At 62.2% G+C, this 16,280-nt stretch carries 16 protein-coding genes; 10 read left to right on the top strand and 6 right to left on the bottom strand.

Annotated features, from left to right (window positions below; translation table 11 throughout):
• Position 1 precedes the first annotated feature (1 nt).
• A complete protein-coding gene (locus FJW06_RS20935; protein WP_140754093.1) occupies positions 2-730 on the bottom strand; it encodes a GntR family transcriptional regulator in 729 nt (242 codons plus the stop codon).
• 140 nt (positions 731-870) lie between these two features.
• Here FJW06_RS20935 and FJW06_RS20930 point away from each other — a divergent pair, with 140 nt between their 5' ends.
• From FJW06_RS20930 to FJW06_RS30680, 7 genes are all read left to right on the top strand, one after another.
• Positions 871-1,671 carry an ABC transporter ATP-binding protein gene (locus FJW06_RS20930; RefSeq protein ID WP_140754092.1) on the top strand — a complete coding sequence of 267 codons (801 nt, stop codon included), beginning with the start codon at positions 871-873 and terminating at the stop codon, positions 1,669-1,671.
• Positions 1,668-2,435, top strand: coding sequence for an ABC transporter ATP-binding protein (locus FJW06_RS20925; protein ID WP_140754091.1), 768 nt, complete (start codon positions 1,668-1,670; stop codon positions 2,433-2,435). Before FJW06_RS20930 ends, FJW06_RS20925 begins: the two co-directional genes overlap by 4 nt.
• A complete protein-coding gene (locus FJW06_RS20920) occupies positions 2,432-3,340 on the top strand; it encodes a branched-chain amino acid ABC transporter permease (protein WP_140754090.1) in 909 nt (302 codons plus the stop codon). The genes FJW06_RS20925 and FJW06_RS20920 overlap by 4 nt, the downstream gene beginning before the upstream one ends.
• A complete protein-coding gene (locus FJW06_RS20915) occupies positions 3,337-4,314 on the top strand; it encodes a branched-chain amino acid ABC transporter permease (protein WP_181178484.1) in 978 nt (325 codons plus the stop codon). Before FJW06_RS20920 ends, FJW06_RS20915 begins: the two co-directional genes overlap by 4 nt.
• A gap of 5 nt (positions 4,315-4,319) precedes the next feature.
• Complete coding sequence (locus tag FJW06_RS20910; RefSeq protein ID WP_181178482.1) at positions 4,320-5,609, top strand: FAD-dependent oxidoreductase; 1,290 nt, start codon at positions 4,320-4,322, stop codon at positions 5,607-5,609.
• A gap of 361 nt (positions 5,610-5,970) precedes the next feature.
• Positions 5,971-6,189 (top strand): hypothetical protein, encoded by a 219-nt coding sequence (locus FJW06_RS20905; RefSeq protein ID WP_140754088.1) that lies wholly within the window; start codon positions 5,971-5,973, stop codon positions 6,187-6,189.
• A 43-nt stretch (positions 6,190-6,232) separates the two neighbouring features.
• Positions 6,233-6,400 (top strand): hypothetical protein, encoded by a 168-nt coding sequence (locus FJW06_RS30680; RefSeq protein WP_246674741.1) that lies wholly within the window; start codon positions 6,233-6,235, stop codon positions 6,398-6,400.
• 820 nt (positions 6,401-7,220) lie between these two features.
• Here the strand turns inward: FJW06_RS30680 and FJW06_RS20895 are convergent.
• The gene (locus FJW06_RS20895) at positions 7,221-8,372 is read right to left on the bottom strand and encodes a helix-turn-helix domain-containing protein (protein ID WP_246674739.1); all 1,152 of its coding nucleotides are present in this window, start codon (positions 8,370-8,372) and stop codon (positions 7,221-7,223) included.
• Positions 8,373-8,821: 449 nt separating this feature from the next.
• Here FJW06_RS20895 and FJW06_RS20890 point away from each other — a divergent pair, with 449 nt between their 5' ends.
• From FJW06_RS20890 to FJW06_RS20880, 3 genes are all read left to right on the top strand, one after another.
• Positions 8,822-9,838, top strand: a complete 1,017-nt coding sequence (locus tag FJW06_RS20890; RefSeq protein WP_140754087.1) for an ABC transporter substrate-binding protein — start codon at positions 8,822-8,824, stop codon at positions 9,836-9,838.
• Between the two features lie 87 nt (positions 9,839-9,925).
• A complete protein-coding gene (locus FJW06_RS20885; RefSeq protein WP_140754086.1) occupies positions 9,926-10,693 on the top strand; it encodes an ABC transporter ATP-binding protein in 768 nt (255 codons plus the stop codon).
• The gene (locus FJW06_RS20880) at positions 10,680-11,501 is read left to right on the top strand and encodes an ABC transporter permease (protein ID WP_140754085.1); all 822 of its coding nucleotides are present in this window, start codon (positions 10,680-10,682) and stop codon (positions 11,499-11,501) included. The genes FJW06_RS20885 and FJW06_RS20880 overlap by 14 nt, the downstream gene beginning before the upstream one ends.
• Positions 11,502-11,561: 60 nt before the next feature.
• Here the strand turns inward: FJW06_RS20880 and FJW06_RS20875 are convergent, their stop codons facing one another.
• The 4 genes from FJW06_RS20875 to FJW06_RS20860 are packed head-to-tail and all read right to left on the bottom strand — an operon-like array spanning position 11,562 to position 16,207.
• The gene (locus FJW06_RS20875; protein WP_181178481.1) at positions 11,562-12,728 is read right to left on the bottom strand and encodes a mandelate racemase/muconate lactonizing enzyme family protein; all 1,167 of its coding nucleotides are present in this window, start codon (positions 12,726-12,728) and stop codon (positions 11,562-11,564) included.
• A gap of 32 nt (positions 12,729-12,760) precedes the next feature.
• The gene (locus FJW06_RS20870; RefSeq protein WP_140754083.1) at positions 12,761-13,672 is read right to left on the bottom strand and encodes a D-2-hydroxyacid dehydrogenase; all 912 of its coding nucleotides are present in this window, start codon (positions 13,670-13,672) and stop codon (positions 12,761-12,763) included.
• The gene (locus FJW06_RS20865) at positions 13,672-15,270 is read right to left on the bottom strand and encodes an aldehyde dehydrogenase (protein WP_348644063.1); all 1,599 of its coding nucleotides are present in this window, start codon (positions 15,268-15,270) and stop codon (positions 13,672-13,674) included. Before FJW06_RS20865 ends, FJW06_RS20870 begins: the two co-directional genes overlap by 1 nt.
• Entirely contained in the window at positions 15,245-16,207 is a 963-nt protein-coding gene (locus tag FJW06_RS20860) for a dihydrodipicolinate synthase family protein (protein ID WP_140754082.1), read from the bottom strand. Before FJW06_RS20860 ends, FJW06_RS20865 begins: the two co-directional genes overlap by 26 nt.
• Between the last annotated feature and the right edge of the window lie 73 nt (positions 16,208-16,280).

The raw sequence follows: 16,280 nt of genomic DNA, 5'->3' as shown, positions 1-16,280 counted from the left end.
CTCACTCCGTTCTTGCCTTGGATTGCAGCTTTTCGCGAAGGAAGGCAAAGGGCCGGCTGATGTCGGCCACCAATGCCACCCGTGCGGCCTGTGCATTCTGCGCCGCAAGCGCTGCCACGATGCTGCGATGATAATGCGCGGTGTCCACCTCGCCGGCTTCGGAAAACGCGTAGATGGCGACGCGGATGCATGGGCCGGATTGCAGCCAGAGGCTCTCTATCATCGGTATCAGCACTGCAGACCCGCAGGCACGGTAGATTTCGAAGTGAAAGCTTTGGTTGAGCGTAACCTCGCGGTCGATATCCTTCTTATGCTTCAGTGCCCGGACCTGGTCCCATTCGCGCAGCAGGGCCTCGACGGTCGCAATTCCACGCGGCCCAATGCGAGTTGCGGCGAGCGAGATCGCCTCTCCCTCGATCAGGATGCGCGCGCGCAGCAGGTCGTCGATCCGCTCAAGCGTGATCGGCGGCACGCGCACCGAGCGATTGGGCAGCGCCTCGAGTGCCTTTTCCGTAATCAGCCGTCCAAGCGCCTCGCGCACCGGCATCGTCGAGGTGACCAGCGCGTCGGCAAGGCCGCGAATGGTCAGCACCTGGCTTGGTTCGAACAGGCCGCCGATCAGAGCGCGGCGCAGCTCGGAATAGACGCGATCCTGCACAGTCTCGCGGCCGACCGGTGCAAGTTGCGCGGCGAAAACGTCATTGCTCCGCTCCGCGGCTGCCTTGTGCATATGCTCCCGACTCCAGCCTTTTTGGCCGACCCGCCTGTTTTCGGCTTGCGGAGAAAATTAAAGCTGATTAGCGTGATCAAAGCAAGTGTGATCACATATCAAAATCAGGAAGCGACAAACGCTTCCGGCCCGAGGGATTGATGGGAGACACAGTGAAACGGCATGGGGCTGAGACCCGGGAGCCGGTGCTGGCGGCAAAAGACGTCGTCAGACGCTTCGGCGGGCTCGTTGCCGTGAACAATGTCTCATTCGACGTTCGCCCTGGCGAGATCCTGGGCCTGATCGGCCCCAACGGCGCGGGAAAGACGACGATGTTCGACCTTCTGGCCGGCAGCATCCTGCCATCCAGCGGCGAGATCTATCTGGGCGGCGTGCCCGTTTCGGGCGAGGCCGCGCACCGCCGCATCGGACGTGGCCTCGGGCGTACGTTCCAAATCCCACGGCCGCTCCCCAACCTGACGCTGATCGAGAACGTCATGCTTGCCGCGCAAGGGCAGACCGGCGAGGGGCTGCTTGCCAATTTCCTCACGCCGTGGCGGGTCGCCGCCGAAGAGAAAGCCGCCGCGAAGAAAGCCGCCGAGCTGCTGGAACTCGTCTCGCTGACCCGCCTGGCTCACGAGCCGGCTCGGGTGCTTTCCGGCGGCCAGCGCAAGCTGCTCGAGCTCGCCCGCGTAATGATGGCCGATCCGGTGATCATCCTGCTCGACGAGCCGGCGGCCGGCGTCAACGCCACGCTGCTGGAGGTCATCATCGAGCGCATCCGCGACATCAACGAGAGCGGCATCACTTTTTTGTTGATCGAGCATAACATCGACATGGTGACGCGGCTTTGCCACCGCGTGCTGGTGATGGCGAACGGCGAGCTGCTGTGCGAGGGCACCGCCGACGAGGTGGCGCGCGACCCGCGCGTCATCGAGGCCTATCTCGGGGGCGCGGCATGAGCGAAACCGTGCTTGACGTCGGCGATCTCGAAGCCGGCTACGAGCCTGGCGTGCCGATCGTGCGCGGTGCCTCGATCACCGTCAACAAGGGCGAGATCGTCGTCGTCCTCGGGCCGAACGGCGCCGGCAAATCGAGCCTGATCAAGGCCATCGCAGGCCTTGTCCCGATCAGCCGGGGCAAGGTGCTGCTCGATGGCAAGGACATCACTGCGGCGCCCGCCCATACCATGGTCCGCCTTGGCCTTGCCTTCGTGCCGCAGACTGAAAACGTCTTTCCGCGGATGTCGGTGGAGGACAATCTGAAGGTCGCCTGCGGCATCCTCGAACGGCGCCAGTCGCCCGCCCGCATCGAAGAAATGTACGCGGCCTTTCCCGACCTTCTGCGCCAGCGGCGGACCCCCGCCGGCAATCTCTCGGGCGGGCAGCGGCAGATGCTTGCGATAGCGCGCGCGCTGATCGTCCATCCGAAGGTGCTGGTGCTCGACGAGCCCTCGGCCGGACTGTCGCCGAAATTCGTGTCGATGGTCTTCGAGATGCTTTCGGCCATCCGCAAGTCCGGCGTCACCATCCTGCTGGTCGAGCAAAACGCTAAGGCAGCGCTCGCCATCGGCGATCGCGCATACGTGCTCGTCGAGGGCAAGGAGCGGCACGAAGGGGTCGCCTCGACGCTATGGGACGACCCGGTCGTCGCAGAGCTCTATCTCGGCCAGCGGCCACTCCATAGGGACAGCGCACGGCGCACCGAGACGGGAGGCGCGGCATGAGCCTGCAATTCATCATCGACGGGCTGCTCACCGGCTCGATGATCGGACTTGGCGCCATCGGCGTAACGCTGACCTATTCCATCTTGCGCTTCTCCAACTTCGCCCATGGCGATTTCATGGCCTGGGGCACTTATGCGACCTTGGCCGTCGTCGGCACCATTAGCGCCATGTTCGGCAAGGTGGCGCCGATCACGCCTTTTTCCTTCGGCTGGCCGCTCATTGTCGCGCTGGTCGTCGGCGTAGGGCTTACGGCCCTGCTTGCGCTGCTGCTCGACAAGGTGCTGTTTTCGCGGCTGCGCAAGCAGGAGCAGGCGATCATCGTGGTGATGGGCAGCTTCGGCGCCTCCATGGCTCTCAGAAGCCTGCTCGAGTTCATCTTCACCTCGCGCCCCACCTATTTCAGCCGTGCCATCCAGATCGCGATGCCGGTCGGGTTCGGGATCCGTATCACCCCCGATCAGATCGCGCTGCTGCTGCTGACGGCCGTGCTTGTGCTTGGCGTGCATCTTTTGACGACGCGCACCCAGACCGGCCGCTCCATGCAGGCGATGAGTCAGAACCCGGCGCTTGCCCGCATCGCCGGCATCGACGTCGCCAGCGTGGTGCGCGTCACCTGGGTCATCGGCGCGGCACTGGCCTGCGTCGCCGGCGTGATGATCGGCGTGCTGGTGCAGATCCGCCCACTAATGGGTTTCGACATGCTGTTGCCGATGTTCGCCGCCGCCATATTGGGTGGCATCGGCAGCATTCCGGGCGCGGTGCTGGGTGGCCTGATCATCGGCCTCGCCGAGGCCGGCGCCGTCCAGCTGATCGGCGCTGAATGGCGCGCCGCGGTCTCCTTCATCATCCTGATGGCAGTGCTGATCGTGCGCCCCATCGGGCTCTTCGGGGTGCGTGAAAGATGATCGATCTAGTGGGCTACGGCGCCTTCTTCCTGACAACGGCATTGATCTTCTCGCTGGTCACGCTGGGCCTCAACCTGCAATGGGGGCTGACCGGTCTGTTCAATGTCGGCCTCGCCGGCTTCGTCGCCATCGGAGCATACACCTCGGCGCTGCTCACCACGCCCGACGACCCTGCCCGGCTGGGTGGCTTCGGCCTGCCGATCCTCATCGGCTGGCTGGGGGCGATGTTTGCTGGTGGGGTTGCTGCCGCGCTGACCGGCATCGCTACGTTGCGGCTCAGATCGGATTATCTGGCAATCACTACTTTCGGTGTTGCGGTCGTCGTGCAATTGGTAGCGCTCAACGCGCAGAAGCTCACAGGTGGCCCGTTCGGCATCGGCTTCATCCCGCGACCCTTCGGCGACCTCGCCGAGACGCCGTTGCTCTTCAACCTGTCGAATCTGGCCATCGTCTCGGCGGTGACGCTCGCCGCATATCTGGCGCTCGAACATCTGACGCGCAGTCCGTGGGGCCGCGTCCTGAAAGCCTTGCGCGAAGACGAACGCGCCGCGATTTCGCTCGGCAAGAGTGCACGCTTCTATCGGGTCCAGGCCTTTGCCGTCGGCGGCGCGATCATGGCGCTTGCCGGCGCGCTGCAGGCGCATTTCACCGGCTTCATCGCACCCGACAATTACCTGTCGATCCTCACCTTCCAGGTTTGGGTGATGCTGATCGTCGGCGGCTCCGGGAGCAACGCCGGCGCCGTTGCGGGCAGTGTGCTGGTCTGGGCGATATGGGCGGGCTCGGGCGCGCTTACGAGCGTGCTCTTCACGCCGGAGCAACAGGCGCGAGCCGCATCTCTGCAAATCGTCGCCATCGGCGTGATGCTGTGCGTTATCCTATTGGTTCGGCCGAAGGGAATGTTCGGTGAGCGGCCACGGCGGGCGCGTTTCGGAAAGCGGACGAAGGCCACAGCCAGCGAAAGTGGATCCTGAACGCAATGGCGCGGCAAGAAGCGCTTTCCCTGTGGCACGCGGTCAGCCGCGACGACCGCCTCCGACCAGCGCTGGAAGATAGCCTCGACGTCGATCTTGCCGTCGTCGGCGGCGGCTTTGCCGGACTGTCAACCGCACTGCATGCGGCCAGCAAAGGCCTTTCGGTGGCCGTGCTCGAAGCAGAAATCATCGCCTGGGGCGCCACGGGCCGCAACGCGGGCTTCGTCGTACCGAATTTCGCCAAGATGGATCCGGACGCCATAGTGGCGCATCTCGGCGCGGAACGCGGCGAGCGGCTGATCGAGGTTGCGGCGGGCAGCGCCGACCTCGTGTTCGACCTGATCGAGCGGCATAGCATCGCCTGCGAGGCCGCCCAGAACGGCTGGATACAAGCGGCGCACTCATCTGCTGCTCTCGTAAGAATCGAATCCCGCGCCAGGCGATGGGCGGAGCGCGGCAGGCCGGCGGTGATGCTGGACAGCCAGCAGATCGAGGCGTTGACCGGCGCGCGAGGCTATGCCGGCGGGTGGATGGACCGCTCAGGAGGCGTGCTCAACCCGGTCGCATTCGCGCGTGGACTGGCCGATGCGGCCGAAAACGCCGGGGCGCGAATTTTCGAGCACTCGCGTGTCACATCGATCGACCGTTCGTCCGACGGCTGGGCGTTGACGACTCCGTCGGGTTCGCTGCGTGCCGGCAAGGTGCTTGTCGTCACCAACGCCTATGGCGGGGCGCTCAACCCGACACTGCAGCGCACCTATTTTCCGCTGAAGGTTTTCCAGATCGCGACGGCGCCGCTGCCATCGAAGGCGCGTCAACGCTTGCTCCCTGGAGACCAGGGTTTCTCCGACACCAGACGCAATCTCATCACCTTCCGCTTTGATGCCCGGAACCGGCTGATCAGCGGCGGCATGCATGTGGTAAGCGCGGGTGCCGAGAGGCGCGTGCCGCAGACAATCTGGCGGCGGCTGGCGAGTTGCCTGGAACTGCCTGACCTGCCACCGCCTGAGTATAGCTGGTCGGGGATCGCCGCCGTCGAGCCGGATTTCCTGCCGCATCTGATCGACCTCGGCCCAGGTCTGATGGCGGCCCGTGCTTGCAATGGACGCGGCATCGCCATGACCACGGCCATGGGCAAGGTGCTGGCCGACTGGGCCGCCGGGACAGAAGGGCGCGATCTGCCGCTGCCATTTGCGCCGCCGGCGCCGATCCCCTTTCACGGCTTGCTGCGCTACGCACCCAACATGCTGCTGCCTTGGAGCATGTTGCGCGACTGGCTTGATTGGACCGGTTAAGACAGCGTTCCTTCCTGCACGGGTAACTGTTTAGCGAGTTTCTCATTTGCCCTCGGGCTTTGCCCTCAAAGCGGCAAGCTCCTCGCCTGGACAATGCACCCTGGGGTGCATTGAATTGGAAGTTCCTCCGTGCTCCGGATTTGCCGTTTCGCACCTGGCCCCCTTTTCCATGCCCGACCAGGCGAAGGTCCGATGGCGAGTTCGCTCGCTTCCTCGAACAGTCATTCGCCGAGAACGCCGCCTTTTCCAAACAACGTCCGATCACATCAAAATTAATTGCGCATTTCACACGCTTGTCGCACTCTTCGCGCTTCGTAGCTTTCAAGGAGGAAAGGCTATGTTATACCCTGGGCATGTCGTCATGGACGACGAGCTCGCGATGCTTGCCCGCGTCCACAAGGCTATTTGCCAGGAGCGCGAAATTTCACTCGAAGGGGCGCGTGGGCAAAAGATCGCGGCCCACCTGTTCAAGATGTTCTTGAACGGGCTCATCGAAGAAGACGAGCTTCTTCACGCCATGCGCAATCGTGGCCTTCTGGTGCAGCCCAATCAGGTTGTTCAGCACCCGCTTCCGACCTAGGAACCAACGCTTGGACCAAGGTTCTAGCCCATAGGGGTTTCCTATGGCTCAGAACGAGGAAAAACGGCCGAGCGACCCTGTCGTCGACCTCGTGGATATTTTAACGCCGGAGACCATTTCGAGCCGTCTTATCGCGCTCGGCGAGGAATGCGATGCTGTAGCGGTCGTCGCGGCGGATCACCGATCATTGGTCAGGCCATCCGTTCCCTGAAGGAGACGGGAAAACCTGTTGTCTCATACATCACGGATTCAGTCCGCGCCGGAAAGGGCCGCTTATGTGGGCACCCACAATAGGAAGCTGGGACGGACGGCGGCCTTCCTGATCACCCAGACGACCCAGGGCCCAGTCGCATTGCCGTCTTCATAGGCAACCATCGGGATCAATGCCAAGACCTCTCGGACGCCAGCTTCCGCTCCTATCTGCGCGAGCACGCGCCTCGCCTAACGGTCGAGGAAAGCCGCCCCACTCATGAGGAACCAAGCGAGGCCTACCGCATGGTAGCCGAGTTGCTGAAGACGACCGACGATCTTGTGGGGATTCTGATCGTCGGCGGCGGCATTACAGGAGTGCTTCGCGCCTTGAGGGAGGTGTCTTTCGAGAGGCGAACGGGGATCAAAGTGATCTGCCGCGACATCGGCCCGAGACACGCAGGAGTGTGTCGGAAGGATTGATCACCGCGGCTCTCTGTCACCACTTGAAGCGACCTCCGCCCTTCTCGTGCAGACGATGATCGATGTCATTGGACCACGGGCGCCATTCGCGACCCTTCAGAGGTCCATATCGACTGAAATTGTCACGCCGAAGAATATCTGAGCGGCAGCAAGCTGGGTCACGCTGAAGCAATTGATTATGCGTCCGCTCTAGGGGGAGGAACGAACCGATTCCAGGCACCGGGGAGAACGCAAAGCCGCGTTCATTTTGCTAGACGCGTGCTGACGCGCGCTAACCGAATGGCACACCGTATGGCGCGACCCAAAAAGTTCGAAAAGCTTCCAGGAACCCGAGGCGAATTGGATGCCCTCTGGGTCGCTCACCCGCCTAACGCTCGTTTTATTGCTTTTCTCCCCATCGCCGGTCGGGCTCCGGCATCGGTCGTCGGCGGATGCCAAATTGAGAGTCTGCGTACCTCAGGCCGGTAGGTCTGGCTCTGGCCTCGGCGCAGCGTGTCGCGAAATTCGCGGGGAGATATGCCGAATTGAGCCAGGAACGTCCTTGAAAACACGGAAGGATACGAGAAGCCGCAGGCCGTCGCCACGTCCTTGATGCTGAACTCCTCATAGAAAAGCATGTTGCGCGAGGCCTGGAGGCGAATGCGCAGATAGAGCCGCTTCGGGGTCGTCTCAAATCTGCGCAGGCATTCGCGCTGAACTGTCTTATGCGACACGTCCAGGCGGTTGGCTATTTCCGGGAGCGATAATGGAAAGTCCAGATGGCGCTCCATCAGTTCCAGGATGCGATCCGCCAGGGACGGAGAAGCAAGTCTCGGGCGGTCGTCGAGCCGCTGCGCCGCGCCAGATTGCCGGGGCACATGCACCAGGGCATTGGCGACCTCGTTGGCAAGAGCCGGCGATTTCAGACGGCTGATAATCTCCAGCATCAAATCGAGCGTTGCGATGCCTCCGGCGCAGGTTATGCGTTGATTCTCGATAGAATAGATCTGGCTGCTTGCCTTGATCTCCGGGAAGCGCTCCTTGAACGAAGGTATGGCCTCCCAGTGCAGCACCACCTGGCGGTCGTCGACAAGCCCGGCCTGGGCGAGTGCAAAGGAACCGGTATCAACGGCACCGACGGTGGAACCGAACCGGGCAGCAGCACGCAATTTGTTCAGCAACAACGCCGAATTGCGCTGCATCGGCAAGTTGCCCTCGAAGACAAGATAGTAGTCGGCATGCGACATGGTCTGCAGGCTGTCGTCTGCCGACATCCATATGCCATTGCTGGCCCGCACCGGCGCGCCATCCTCAGAGACGAAGCGCCAGCGGAAAAGCTCGCGGCCGCTGTTTTGATTTGCAATGCGCAGAGCCTCGCTCGCGAGGACGAGCGCATTCAAAGGAAATTCCGGCTGCATGATCAGGTTGAAGGCCGGTGCATCCGCTCCGCCTGCGCCGTTCGCCACCTGAGCGCCGTCGGTCACCATGGCTTGCCCAATCTCAAAACGCCATGCGAATGCACGTTTGCTCAAGAATGTCTAATCACTGTCCAGAAAAGTCAACTCTTCCGGCCCAATCGTGCCAACCTATGAAGGAGGCTAAACGCGAAGCGGACACGGTGATCGCCGGTTCAGCGGGAGTTAAGCAGTTAACGGACATTGAAGCGAAGATCGGCGCAGCGGAAGTATTCCGCCGCGAACCCTGTCGGCTAACCAGACGCCGATGTTTCAAGGGAAGACAACGTACGTGCGAACCCGCCATTTTCGAAGAGGAGTTCCAAGGCGGCTGCGTGACGGTCCCACCGCCGTTTCACGACGCGGAAGACGCTCAGATCTGCGACTCGCTTCTGGTACACCCACCAAGCCGGAAAGCAGTCACTCACCGGAGTTCGTGTCAGGCTGCCGGGCTTGTGAAAGAACCCGCCTCGGCTGACTGCCGGTGCGAGAAAAAGAAAATACCAACCAAAATAAAGGGGAACGTCATGACCAGAATACAACAATGGACGAAGCGTGCCGCCATCGCGATGCTGGCGGTAACGGGAATTGCCGGCGCCAACACGGCACATGCGCAAGATCAGGTGCGGCTGCGCCTCAACTGGATGTGGTATGGCTCGCACGCAGCTTTCGCGCTTGGCAAGGACAAGGGCTTCTTCAAGGATGCCGGGATCGATCTCGATATCCGCTCCGGCAATGGTTCGGGGTCTGCCCATCGGCTGGTGGCTAACGGCGACAGCACCTTCTCCTATGGCTCCTGCGCCAGCATGGTCAATCTCGCGGCCAAAGGCGCGCCGCTGATCTCGGTGGCGGTGATCGACGCGATGGGCACGGACGCCATAATCGTGCGACCTGATGCCGGCGTGAGCAAGATCACCGATCTCAAGGGCAAGAAGATCCTCACCACTGCCAATGCCGGCGTGAACACATTCCTGCCGCTGGTGCTCAAGAATGCTGGCCTCTCGGACTCCGACATCTCCATCACCAGCGTCCCGGATGGCGCCATCGTGTCCAGCTACCTGCAGGGGGCGGGCGGCTCTGTCGGCATCCTTGGCGGACTCGATGACAAGCCTGCGGAAATCCTCGCAAATGGCGGCAAGCCGCCAGTGACCTTCGCCTATTCCGATTTCGGCGTGAACCAGATCGGCTATTGCATCACCACCACCAAGAAGCTGGTGGCCGACAATCCCGACCTGGTGAAGCGCTTCGTCGGCGCCACCATCAAGTCCTACAAGGCGGCGGAAAGCGATCCCCAGGCGGCCGTCGATGCCATGGCCGATATCGTCGGCGGCAGCATGGCCGAAGATGCCGGCAAGCAGCAGGCCCTGGCGGTGGAGAAAGTCACGCTCGGCATCCTCTATTCCAAGGCCAACAAGGACAAGGTGCTTGGGCTCAACGTTCCCTCCGACTGGAATGACATGCTCGACCTCATGAAGAAATATAACGGTCTGGAGACAAAGGACGCGGCCACCGCTTTCTACACCAATGACTTCCTGCCCAAATAGGCGGCTCGTCCTGGCCCGGGGCTCCCTTACGGGCCAGGGTGCTGATTGAGCTCGATTTGGCTTGAAAGAGGGGATCCATTCGACGCTATGGCTGCGACAATTGAACTGCGTTCCCTTGCCAAGACCTATGGTTTCGGCCCGCAGGCGGTGTACGCCTTCGGGCCTGCGGACCTTACCATCCCTTCCGGCTCGTTCGTCTCGCTGCTCGGTCCGTCTGGTTGCGGCAAATCCACCTTGCTGCTGATGATCGCGGGCCTTCTTGCTCCCTCGCGGGGCGAAATCCTCGTCGGCGGCAAGCAAGTCAGCGGCCCGCGGACCGACATCGGCATCATGTTCCAGGACAATACTTTGGTGCCTTGGCGCACAGTCGAGGGCAATGTTGCCCTTCAGCTTGAATTGCGCGGCCAGAAACCGAGCGCTCACGCCGGAAGGATCAATGAATTGCTGCGCTCCGTACAGCTCGAGGATTTTGCCAAGCGTCGTCCGCATGAACTCTCAGGCGGCATGCAGCAGCGTGCCGCCTTCTGCCAGGCTCTGGTGCACGAGCCAGACACGCTGCTCCTCGACGAACCGCTGGGCAAGCTCGACGCCATGACGCGCGAAGGCATACGTGCCGATCTGCAGACGCTGTGGATGAAGCGCAAGCCCACCGTGGTCTTCGTCACCCACTCGATCGAGGAGGCGGTGCAGCTATCCTCAACTGTCTGCGTGATCACCCCGCGCCCAGGACGGATCGAATGCGCGATCGACATCGACCTGCCCTGGCCACGCGATCTCGACGTCAAGAGCACGCCCGAATTCACCGACCATGTCCATCGCATCCAGGAGATTTTCCGTGACTATGGCGTCATCTGAAAAGCCCGCACCGGCGGGCCGTCTTCCGGCCGTGCTGCTGCGCCTTTTGGCTTCGCTGGAGCGCTCCTGGCCATTCGTCGCGTTCTTCGTGGGCCTGTTCCTGTGCTGGGAGTGGTCGGTCGATCTCTTCAACATCCCGGCCTATATCCTGCCCAAGCCCTCGGAGATTGTCGCAAAAGGCTGGGCGGACGTGCCCCGGCTCGTCGATTATTTCTGGATCACCGGCATGGAGACCTTCGTTGGCTACTTCCTGGCCATCGCCGTCGGACTGCCGATAGGGCTTGCGATCGCCTTCTCGCCGCTGCTGCGGCGGACGATTTATCCCTTTTTCGTCAGTCTCGAAATGGTGCCAAAGATCGCCTTCGCTCCGCTGTTCATCTCGTGGCTAGGCTTCGGCATGTTGCCGAAGGTGATCATCGTGGTGCTAGTCTGCTTCTTTCCTGTGGCGCTCAATTCCATCCACGCATTTGGTTCCCTGAGCGATGAGCTTACGCGATTCTGCCGCTCCACCGGCGCCGGGGTGTGGCGGACGTTCTGGAAGGTGCGTCTGCCGGCGGCGCTGCCACAATGCTTCGTCGGCTTCAAATATGCCGCGGTGAACGCAACGGTGGGCGCCACCATTGCCGAGTTCATCGGCAGCGACCAGGGCCTCGGGTTCTATATCCAGATCGTCACCGGCAATATGCGGCCGGACCTAGCCTTTGCCGGCATCTTCTTCCTGACCGTGCTCGGCCTTTTGCTGTTCGGCCTTGTGACGCTGGCTGAGCACCTGCTGATACCCTGGCACATCTCCGTACGGCGGCATTGACCGGCTCGGTCGCCGACGCGGGGAAAGCGGCGGCCCCTTAGAAGGCCGGTTGAGCTCAGGTCAATCCCGCCAGTAGCTGTCCGGCGGCGGACCCCAATCATTCAGCACGCAAGAATAGACCGCTGTCTCATCGAAGGGATAGCGCGCTTCCATTTCGGGGGTAAGGGTCAAACCGAGCCCTGGCGCGGTCGGACGGATCAGGCGGCCATTCTCGATACGTCCCTGGTCGCCGATCATCTCTGCGCCGAGCGGGAAATAGAGCATCGGATACTCCACAAGCTTCCCGCCGGCGGCAAAGGCGGCATGATAGCTGGCCATGATCGCAGCAGCACCGCCCCAGGCGTGCACCACCACGTCAGTGCCCTTTGCCTTGGCTGCTTCGAACACGTCCATAACCGCCGAAATGCCACCCATCACCGAGGCATCGGGCTGAACGAAATCATAGACATCGGCGTTGATGCGCTCGATCATCTCCTTGGGCGTGGTAACAATTTCTCCGCCGCAGACCGGCACATCGATGCGGCTTCGCAGTTCGCGAAAGGCATCCGGTTGGTCGGGGCCCAGCGCCTCTTCGACAAATAGCATGCGCTGGCTGGTGATGGCGTGAACGGCTTCCACGAAAGCCACCACGTCGTCAACCGCCTGCGGCGGGTCGGCCAGGTTCTGGCACATGTCGACGCCAACCTTGATGCCGCGCCGCCCGGCCTCTTCCAGCACCCAGGCAGTGCGAAGGATGTCGCGCTTGACCGAGCGGATCTTGTATATCTCGATGCCCAGCGCGCCTAACATGTCCATTTCGCGCAGGAATTGATGCTTGGCGTCGCAGCAGCCGCCGGATCCGTAGATCTGGATCGATGGAGCCCGGGCGCCGCCCAGCAGCGCATAGACGGGGATGCCCAAGCTCTTCGCCTTGGCATCCTGCAGGGCAATCTCGAATGCGGCGATGACGTGGCGCGCGGCGCCCTGAAGCGACCAGTAGTCGCACAGACTGCGAAGATCCCTCACGCGGCGATCGATGTCGAAGCCGTCGCGGCCCATGACCTGTGGGCGGCAAAGGTCCACGATTGCCTGGAACACCAGCGGAGCGAATACAGCGAGGTAACCTTCCCCCAGGCCGGTTACGCCATTGTCCAGCGTCACCTCTACCATTCCGATGGTTCGTTTGGGACCGTTGGGGAAGCATTCCTTGATTTCCGGATCATCCGCATCGGCGTAGGCCGACGACAACAGCACGCAGCGGACATTGGTTATCTTGGCCATCAGTATCCTCGCGAAAAATCCACGATGCCCTCGAGCGGCGTTCCGGCGCGAAAGCGCGCAAGGTTGGCGAGAAAGACATCGATCTTGCGGTCGAGTTCATCCATCGTACCGCCGCCGGTATGCTGCGTAAGGATGATGTTGGGACAGTTCCAGAACCTGTGCTCGTGAGGCAGCGGCTCGCTGTCGGTAACATCGATGACGGCGCCTGCCAGCCGGCCTCGTTCGAGCGCATCGGCAAGCGAGTCCTCGTCCAGGATCGAGCCGCGCCCGAAATTGCACAAGAGCGCTCGCGCCGGCAGCCTTGCCAGCCGCGCCGCATCGAGGAGACCCGAAGTGGCAGGCGTGGCGGGCGCGGTGCATACAACCAGATCGGCATCGGCAAGCGCCATGTCGAGCGCGTCGGAGCCGCTGCCCCGCGTGATTGGCGTGATCGCGCAGCCAAACGGCGCAAGAAGTTCGGCTAACCGCCGGTTGATCGTCCCGTAGCCAATGAGAACGACATGCGCGCCGCGCAAAAGCCTGAGCGCGGTTCGCAGCGGATCACCCAGCCAGCGTTTTTCGGCTTTCAGCAAGACGAGACTGTCGATGCCGCGATAGAGCGCAAGGATGCCGGCGAGCGCCGATTCGGCCACCGGATCGGCGAAGAAGCCAGAAAGGTTCGTAACCACAGTTTGACCGTGATCCCGGTTCCAGTCCAGGCCCGCATATTCCCCAAACCCGACGGACTCCAATTGGAGCCATCGCAGACTCGGATTTGACGCGACCTGTTCAGGTTCGGGGTTGCCAAAAACAATAGCACAATCGCAGCTGTCCTCGGCCTCAACCAGCCTGACCGGAATGTCGCCAGCGCCGTGCTTTAGCCGCTCCACCTGCTCGTCGACAAACGCCCCGCAAACCGCGATCTCCATCATCAGGATGCCGCAGGCTGTGCAGTGGCGATCCAGATCGTCTTGGTCTGCAGGTACTGATCCATGGCCTCCGTACCGTTGTCGCGAGCAAGGGAGCCGGAGCGCTTGTAGCCGCCGAAGGGCGTTTTGACGTCACCTTCGGAAAATCCGTTGACGGAGACAGTGCCGCAGGGCAGCCGCCGCGCCATGTGGATTGCCCTGTCTATGTCGCGGGTGAATACGGTCGCATGCAGACCATAATCGGTGTCGCTGGCGATCCGCAGCGCTTCCTCCATGCCATCTACCGGCAAGATGCCGAGAACCGGCCCGAAGATTTCCTCGCGCGCGATGCTCATCGTTTGGGTCATGTCAGCAAACACAGTTGGCTCGATGAAATAGCCTGGACCACTGGCGTCACCACCGGTAAGAAGCCGAGCGCCCTCGGCCGTGCCGCGCGCGATATAGCCCATCACGCGGTTCTTGTGCTCCTTCGTCACCATGGCGCCAATGTTCGTGGCGGGATCAAGCGGATCCCCGACCCGGAAAGCCCGCGCACGCGCAGTCACACGGTATGCAAACTCCTCCGCCAGGTGTCTGTCCACCAGCTGGCGCATATTGGCCGAACAGTTCTGTCCGCCGTTCCAGAACGCCGACGTCGCGGCGTGCTCGATGAGATCGTCGGTAATGGCGGCGTCGTCGAGAATGATGAAGGGGCTCTTCCCGCCCATCTCAAGTCCGATGATCTTGAGGTTGCTCTCGCCGGCATAGCGCAGAAAATGGCCGCCAACTTCGGTCGATCCCGTGAACGAGACGATGTCGATATCGGGGTGCCGGCCGATCGCCTGTCCCGTCGTTTCGCCCAGTCCCGGCAGGACGTTGAGCACGCCGTCAGGCAGGCCAGCCTCCTGCGACAGCTTCGCCAGTCGCAGTATCGACAGCGGCGTCTGTTCGGCCGGCTTGATGACGACCGAGCAGCCCGCAGCCAGGGCGGGGGCCGTCTTCCACGTTGCCATGAGCAACGGAAAATTCCAGGGCAGGACGAGACCAGCCACGCCAGCAGGTTCCTTGACGATCAGCGCCAGGGCGTTCTCCGCTGTCGGAGCCACTTTGCCGAAGGACTTATCGGCAAGCTCGCCGTACCATTGGAAGAAGTTGGGCACCTCGCGGCCGATTTCATGCAGGCAGTCGGTGATCGTCTTGCCGCTGTCGATGCTTTCGAGCACGGCCAGTTCGTCGCGATGCGTGCGCACAAGTTCGGCGAGCCGGAGCAGCACTTGCTTGCGGTATTCGGGAGCGGCTCGGGACCAGACCCCACTGTCGAAGGCGCTGCGGGCGGCCTTGACGGCGCGCTCGACGTCGGCGGTGCCGCAATGCGCCACATGCGTTATCACCTCACCCGTTGCAGGGTTGATGGTCTCGAAGGTGGAACCGTCCAGCGCCGGCGCGAAACGACCGTTGATGAAGGCCAGCCCGTCCGGGGCCAGGCGTGCGGCGATCTCACGGGCGCTGTCTCTGGTAAGGGTCATTGTTCGTCTCCGATCGAGCCAGTTCGGCCTGCTCCGCTGAGTGCATCTCAGGTGGACACCGCGGGCACGGTCATTGCGCGGCCAGGCGAGGCACACCGGCAGTCTGCAGCATCGCAAGACACTGGGCGCGATAGTTCTGGCGTATGTCGCGGGTCGGCGGACGACAGCGGCTGGAAGGCAGTCCGATCAATTCCATGCACAGCTTGTCGAGATACCCGTCGCCGCTGGTGAACTCCTTCTCGATCGCCACCCAAAGCTTGTAGAAGGGCATTGCCTCGTCAACCATCATGCGGGCGATCTCGGCGTAGTTCCTCGCCTTGACCTCGTCGATTAGCTTTATTCCCCATTCCGGCCAGTAGTTGCAAAGATGCACCTCGAAGGCTTGGGCGCCAAGCGAGGGCATCGCCGAATATGGGAAGAACAGATTGTTGTCGATGATGGTGAAGCGCTTGGAGAAATGCGAGGTGACGTCCTCGAATTCCATGGCGTCGGTGCGTGGCGTTGCCCATTTGAGGCCCACCACATTTTCGATCTTTGCCAGCCGATCGATCATGCCGAACGACAGGCTCGTCGAGGTCCAGAAGGTGTTGTAGACGATGATGCCGATGCGGGGCGCCGCCTCGGCCGCGGCCATGACGAACTCCTCGAAGTCGGCCTCGGTGTGGGTAAAGTAGTAGGGGCACGAGACCTGCAGGAAGTCGAACTCCATGGACTGTGCGGCCTGTGCCAGACGCACCAACTCCAGCGTGCTGGTCGACTGCCCACCAAAGGCCAGAGGCACCCGTCCGTGTGCCTCGTCGACGACGGTTTCGGCGACACTGACCCGCTCCTCGAACGACATGGTCGAGAAGTCGCCTGCCGCGCCGCCTGCGAGGAGCGTGGCATATTCGGTGGTCAGACCATTATCAATCAGGAAGCGGACATAGGCCCTAATCGCTGCGTGGTTGACGGGCAAGCCGGCGGCGTCCTCGAATGGCGTCGGTATGGTTACGTAGCATCCCGCTAGACGCGATTTCAGTTTTTCAAAATCCAAAGTCGTCTCCCTTATGCCGGTTGGCCGACACCGCTGTCCGCCCTGTGATTGCGTCGATCATAACTGACCCTTG

Source organism: Mesorhizobium sp. B4-1-3 (assembly GCF_006439355.1).
GTDB lineage: Bacteria > Pseudomonadota > Alphaproteobacteria > Rhizobiales > Rhizobiaceae > Mesorhizobium.
The sequence above is the reverse complement of the archived record's forward strand: the minus strand, read 5'-3'. Positions and strand labels throughout refer to the sequence as shown.

What these genes read in the sequence shown, in the direction of transcription:
- FJW06_RS20935 (WP_140754093.1), bottom strand. Translation starts at nt 730, where the DNA reads ATGCACAAGGCAGCCGCGGAGCGGAGCAATGACGTTTTCGCCGCGCAA.
- FJW06_RS20930 (WP_140754092.1), top strand. Translation starts at nt 871, where the DNA reads ATGGGAGACACAGTGAAACGGCATGGGGCTGAGACCCGGGAGCCGGTG.
- FJW06_RS20925 (WP_140754091.1), top strand. Translation starts at nt 1,668, where the DNA reads ATGAGCGAAACCGTGCTTGACGTCGGCGATCTCGAAGCCGGCTACGAG.
- FJW06_RS20920 (WP_140754090.1), top strand. Translation starts at nt 2,432, where the DNA reads ATGAGCCTGCAATTCATCATCGACGGGCTGCTCACCGGCTCGATGATC.
- FJW06_RS20915 (WP_181178484.1), top strand. Translation starts at nt 3,337, where the DNA reads ATGATCGATCTAGTGGGCTACGGCGCCTTCTTCCTGACAACGGCATTG.
- FJW06_RS20910 (WP_181178482.1), top strand. Translation starts at nt 4,320, where the DNA reads ATGGCGCGGCAAGAAGCGCTTTCCCTGTGGCACGCGGTCAGCCGCGAC.
- FJW06_RS20905 (WP_140754088.1), top strand. Translation starts at nt 5,971, where the DNA reads ATGGACGACGAGCTCGCGATGCTTGCCCGCGTCCACAAGGCTATTTGC.
- FJW06_RS30680 (WP_246674741.1), top strand. Translation starts at nt 6,233, where the DNA reads ATGGCTCAGAACGAGGAAAAACGGCCGAGCGACCCTGTCGTCGACCTC.
- FJW06_RS20890 (WP_140754087.1), top strand. Translation starts at nt 8,822, where the DNA reads ATGACCAGAATACAACAATGGACGAAGCGTGCCGCCATCGCGATGCTG.
- FJW06_RS20885 (WP_140754086.1), top strand. Translation starts at nt 9,926, where the DNA reads ATGGCTGCGACAATTGAACTGCGTTCCCTTGCCAAGACCTATGGTTTC.
- FJW06_RS20880 (WP_140754085.1), top strand. Translation starts at nt 10,680, where the DNA reads ATGGCGTCATCTGAAAAGCCCGCACCGGCGGGCCGTCTTCCGGCCGTG.
- FJW06_RS20870 (WP_140754083.1), bottom strand. Translation starts at nt 13,672, where the DNA reads ATGATGGAGATCGCGGTTTGCGGGGCGTTTGTCGACGAGCAGGTGGAG.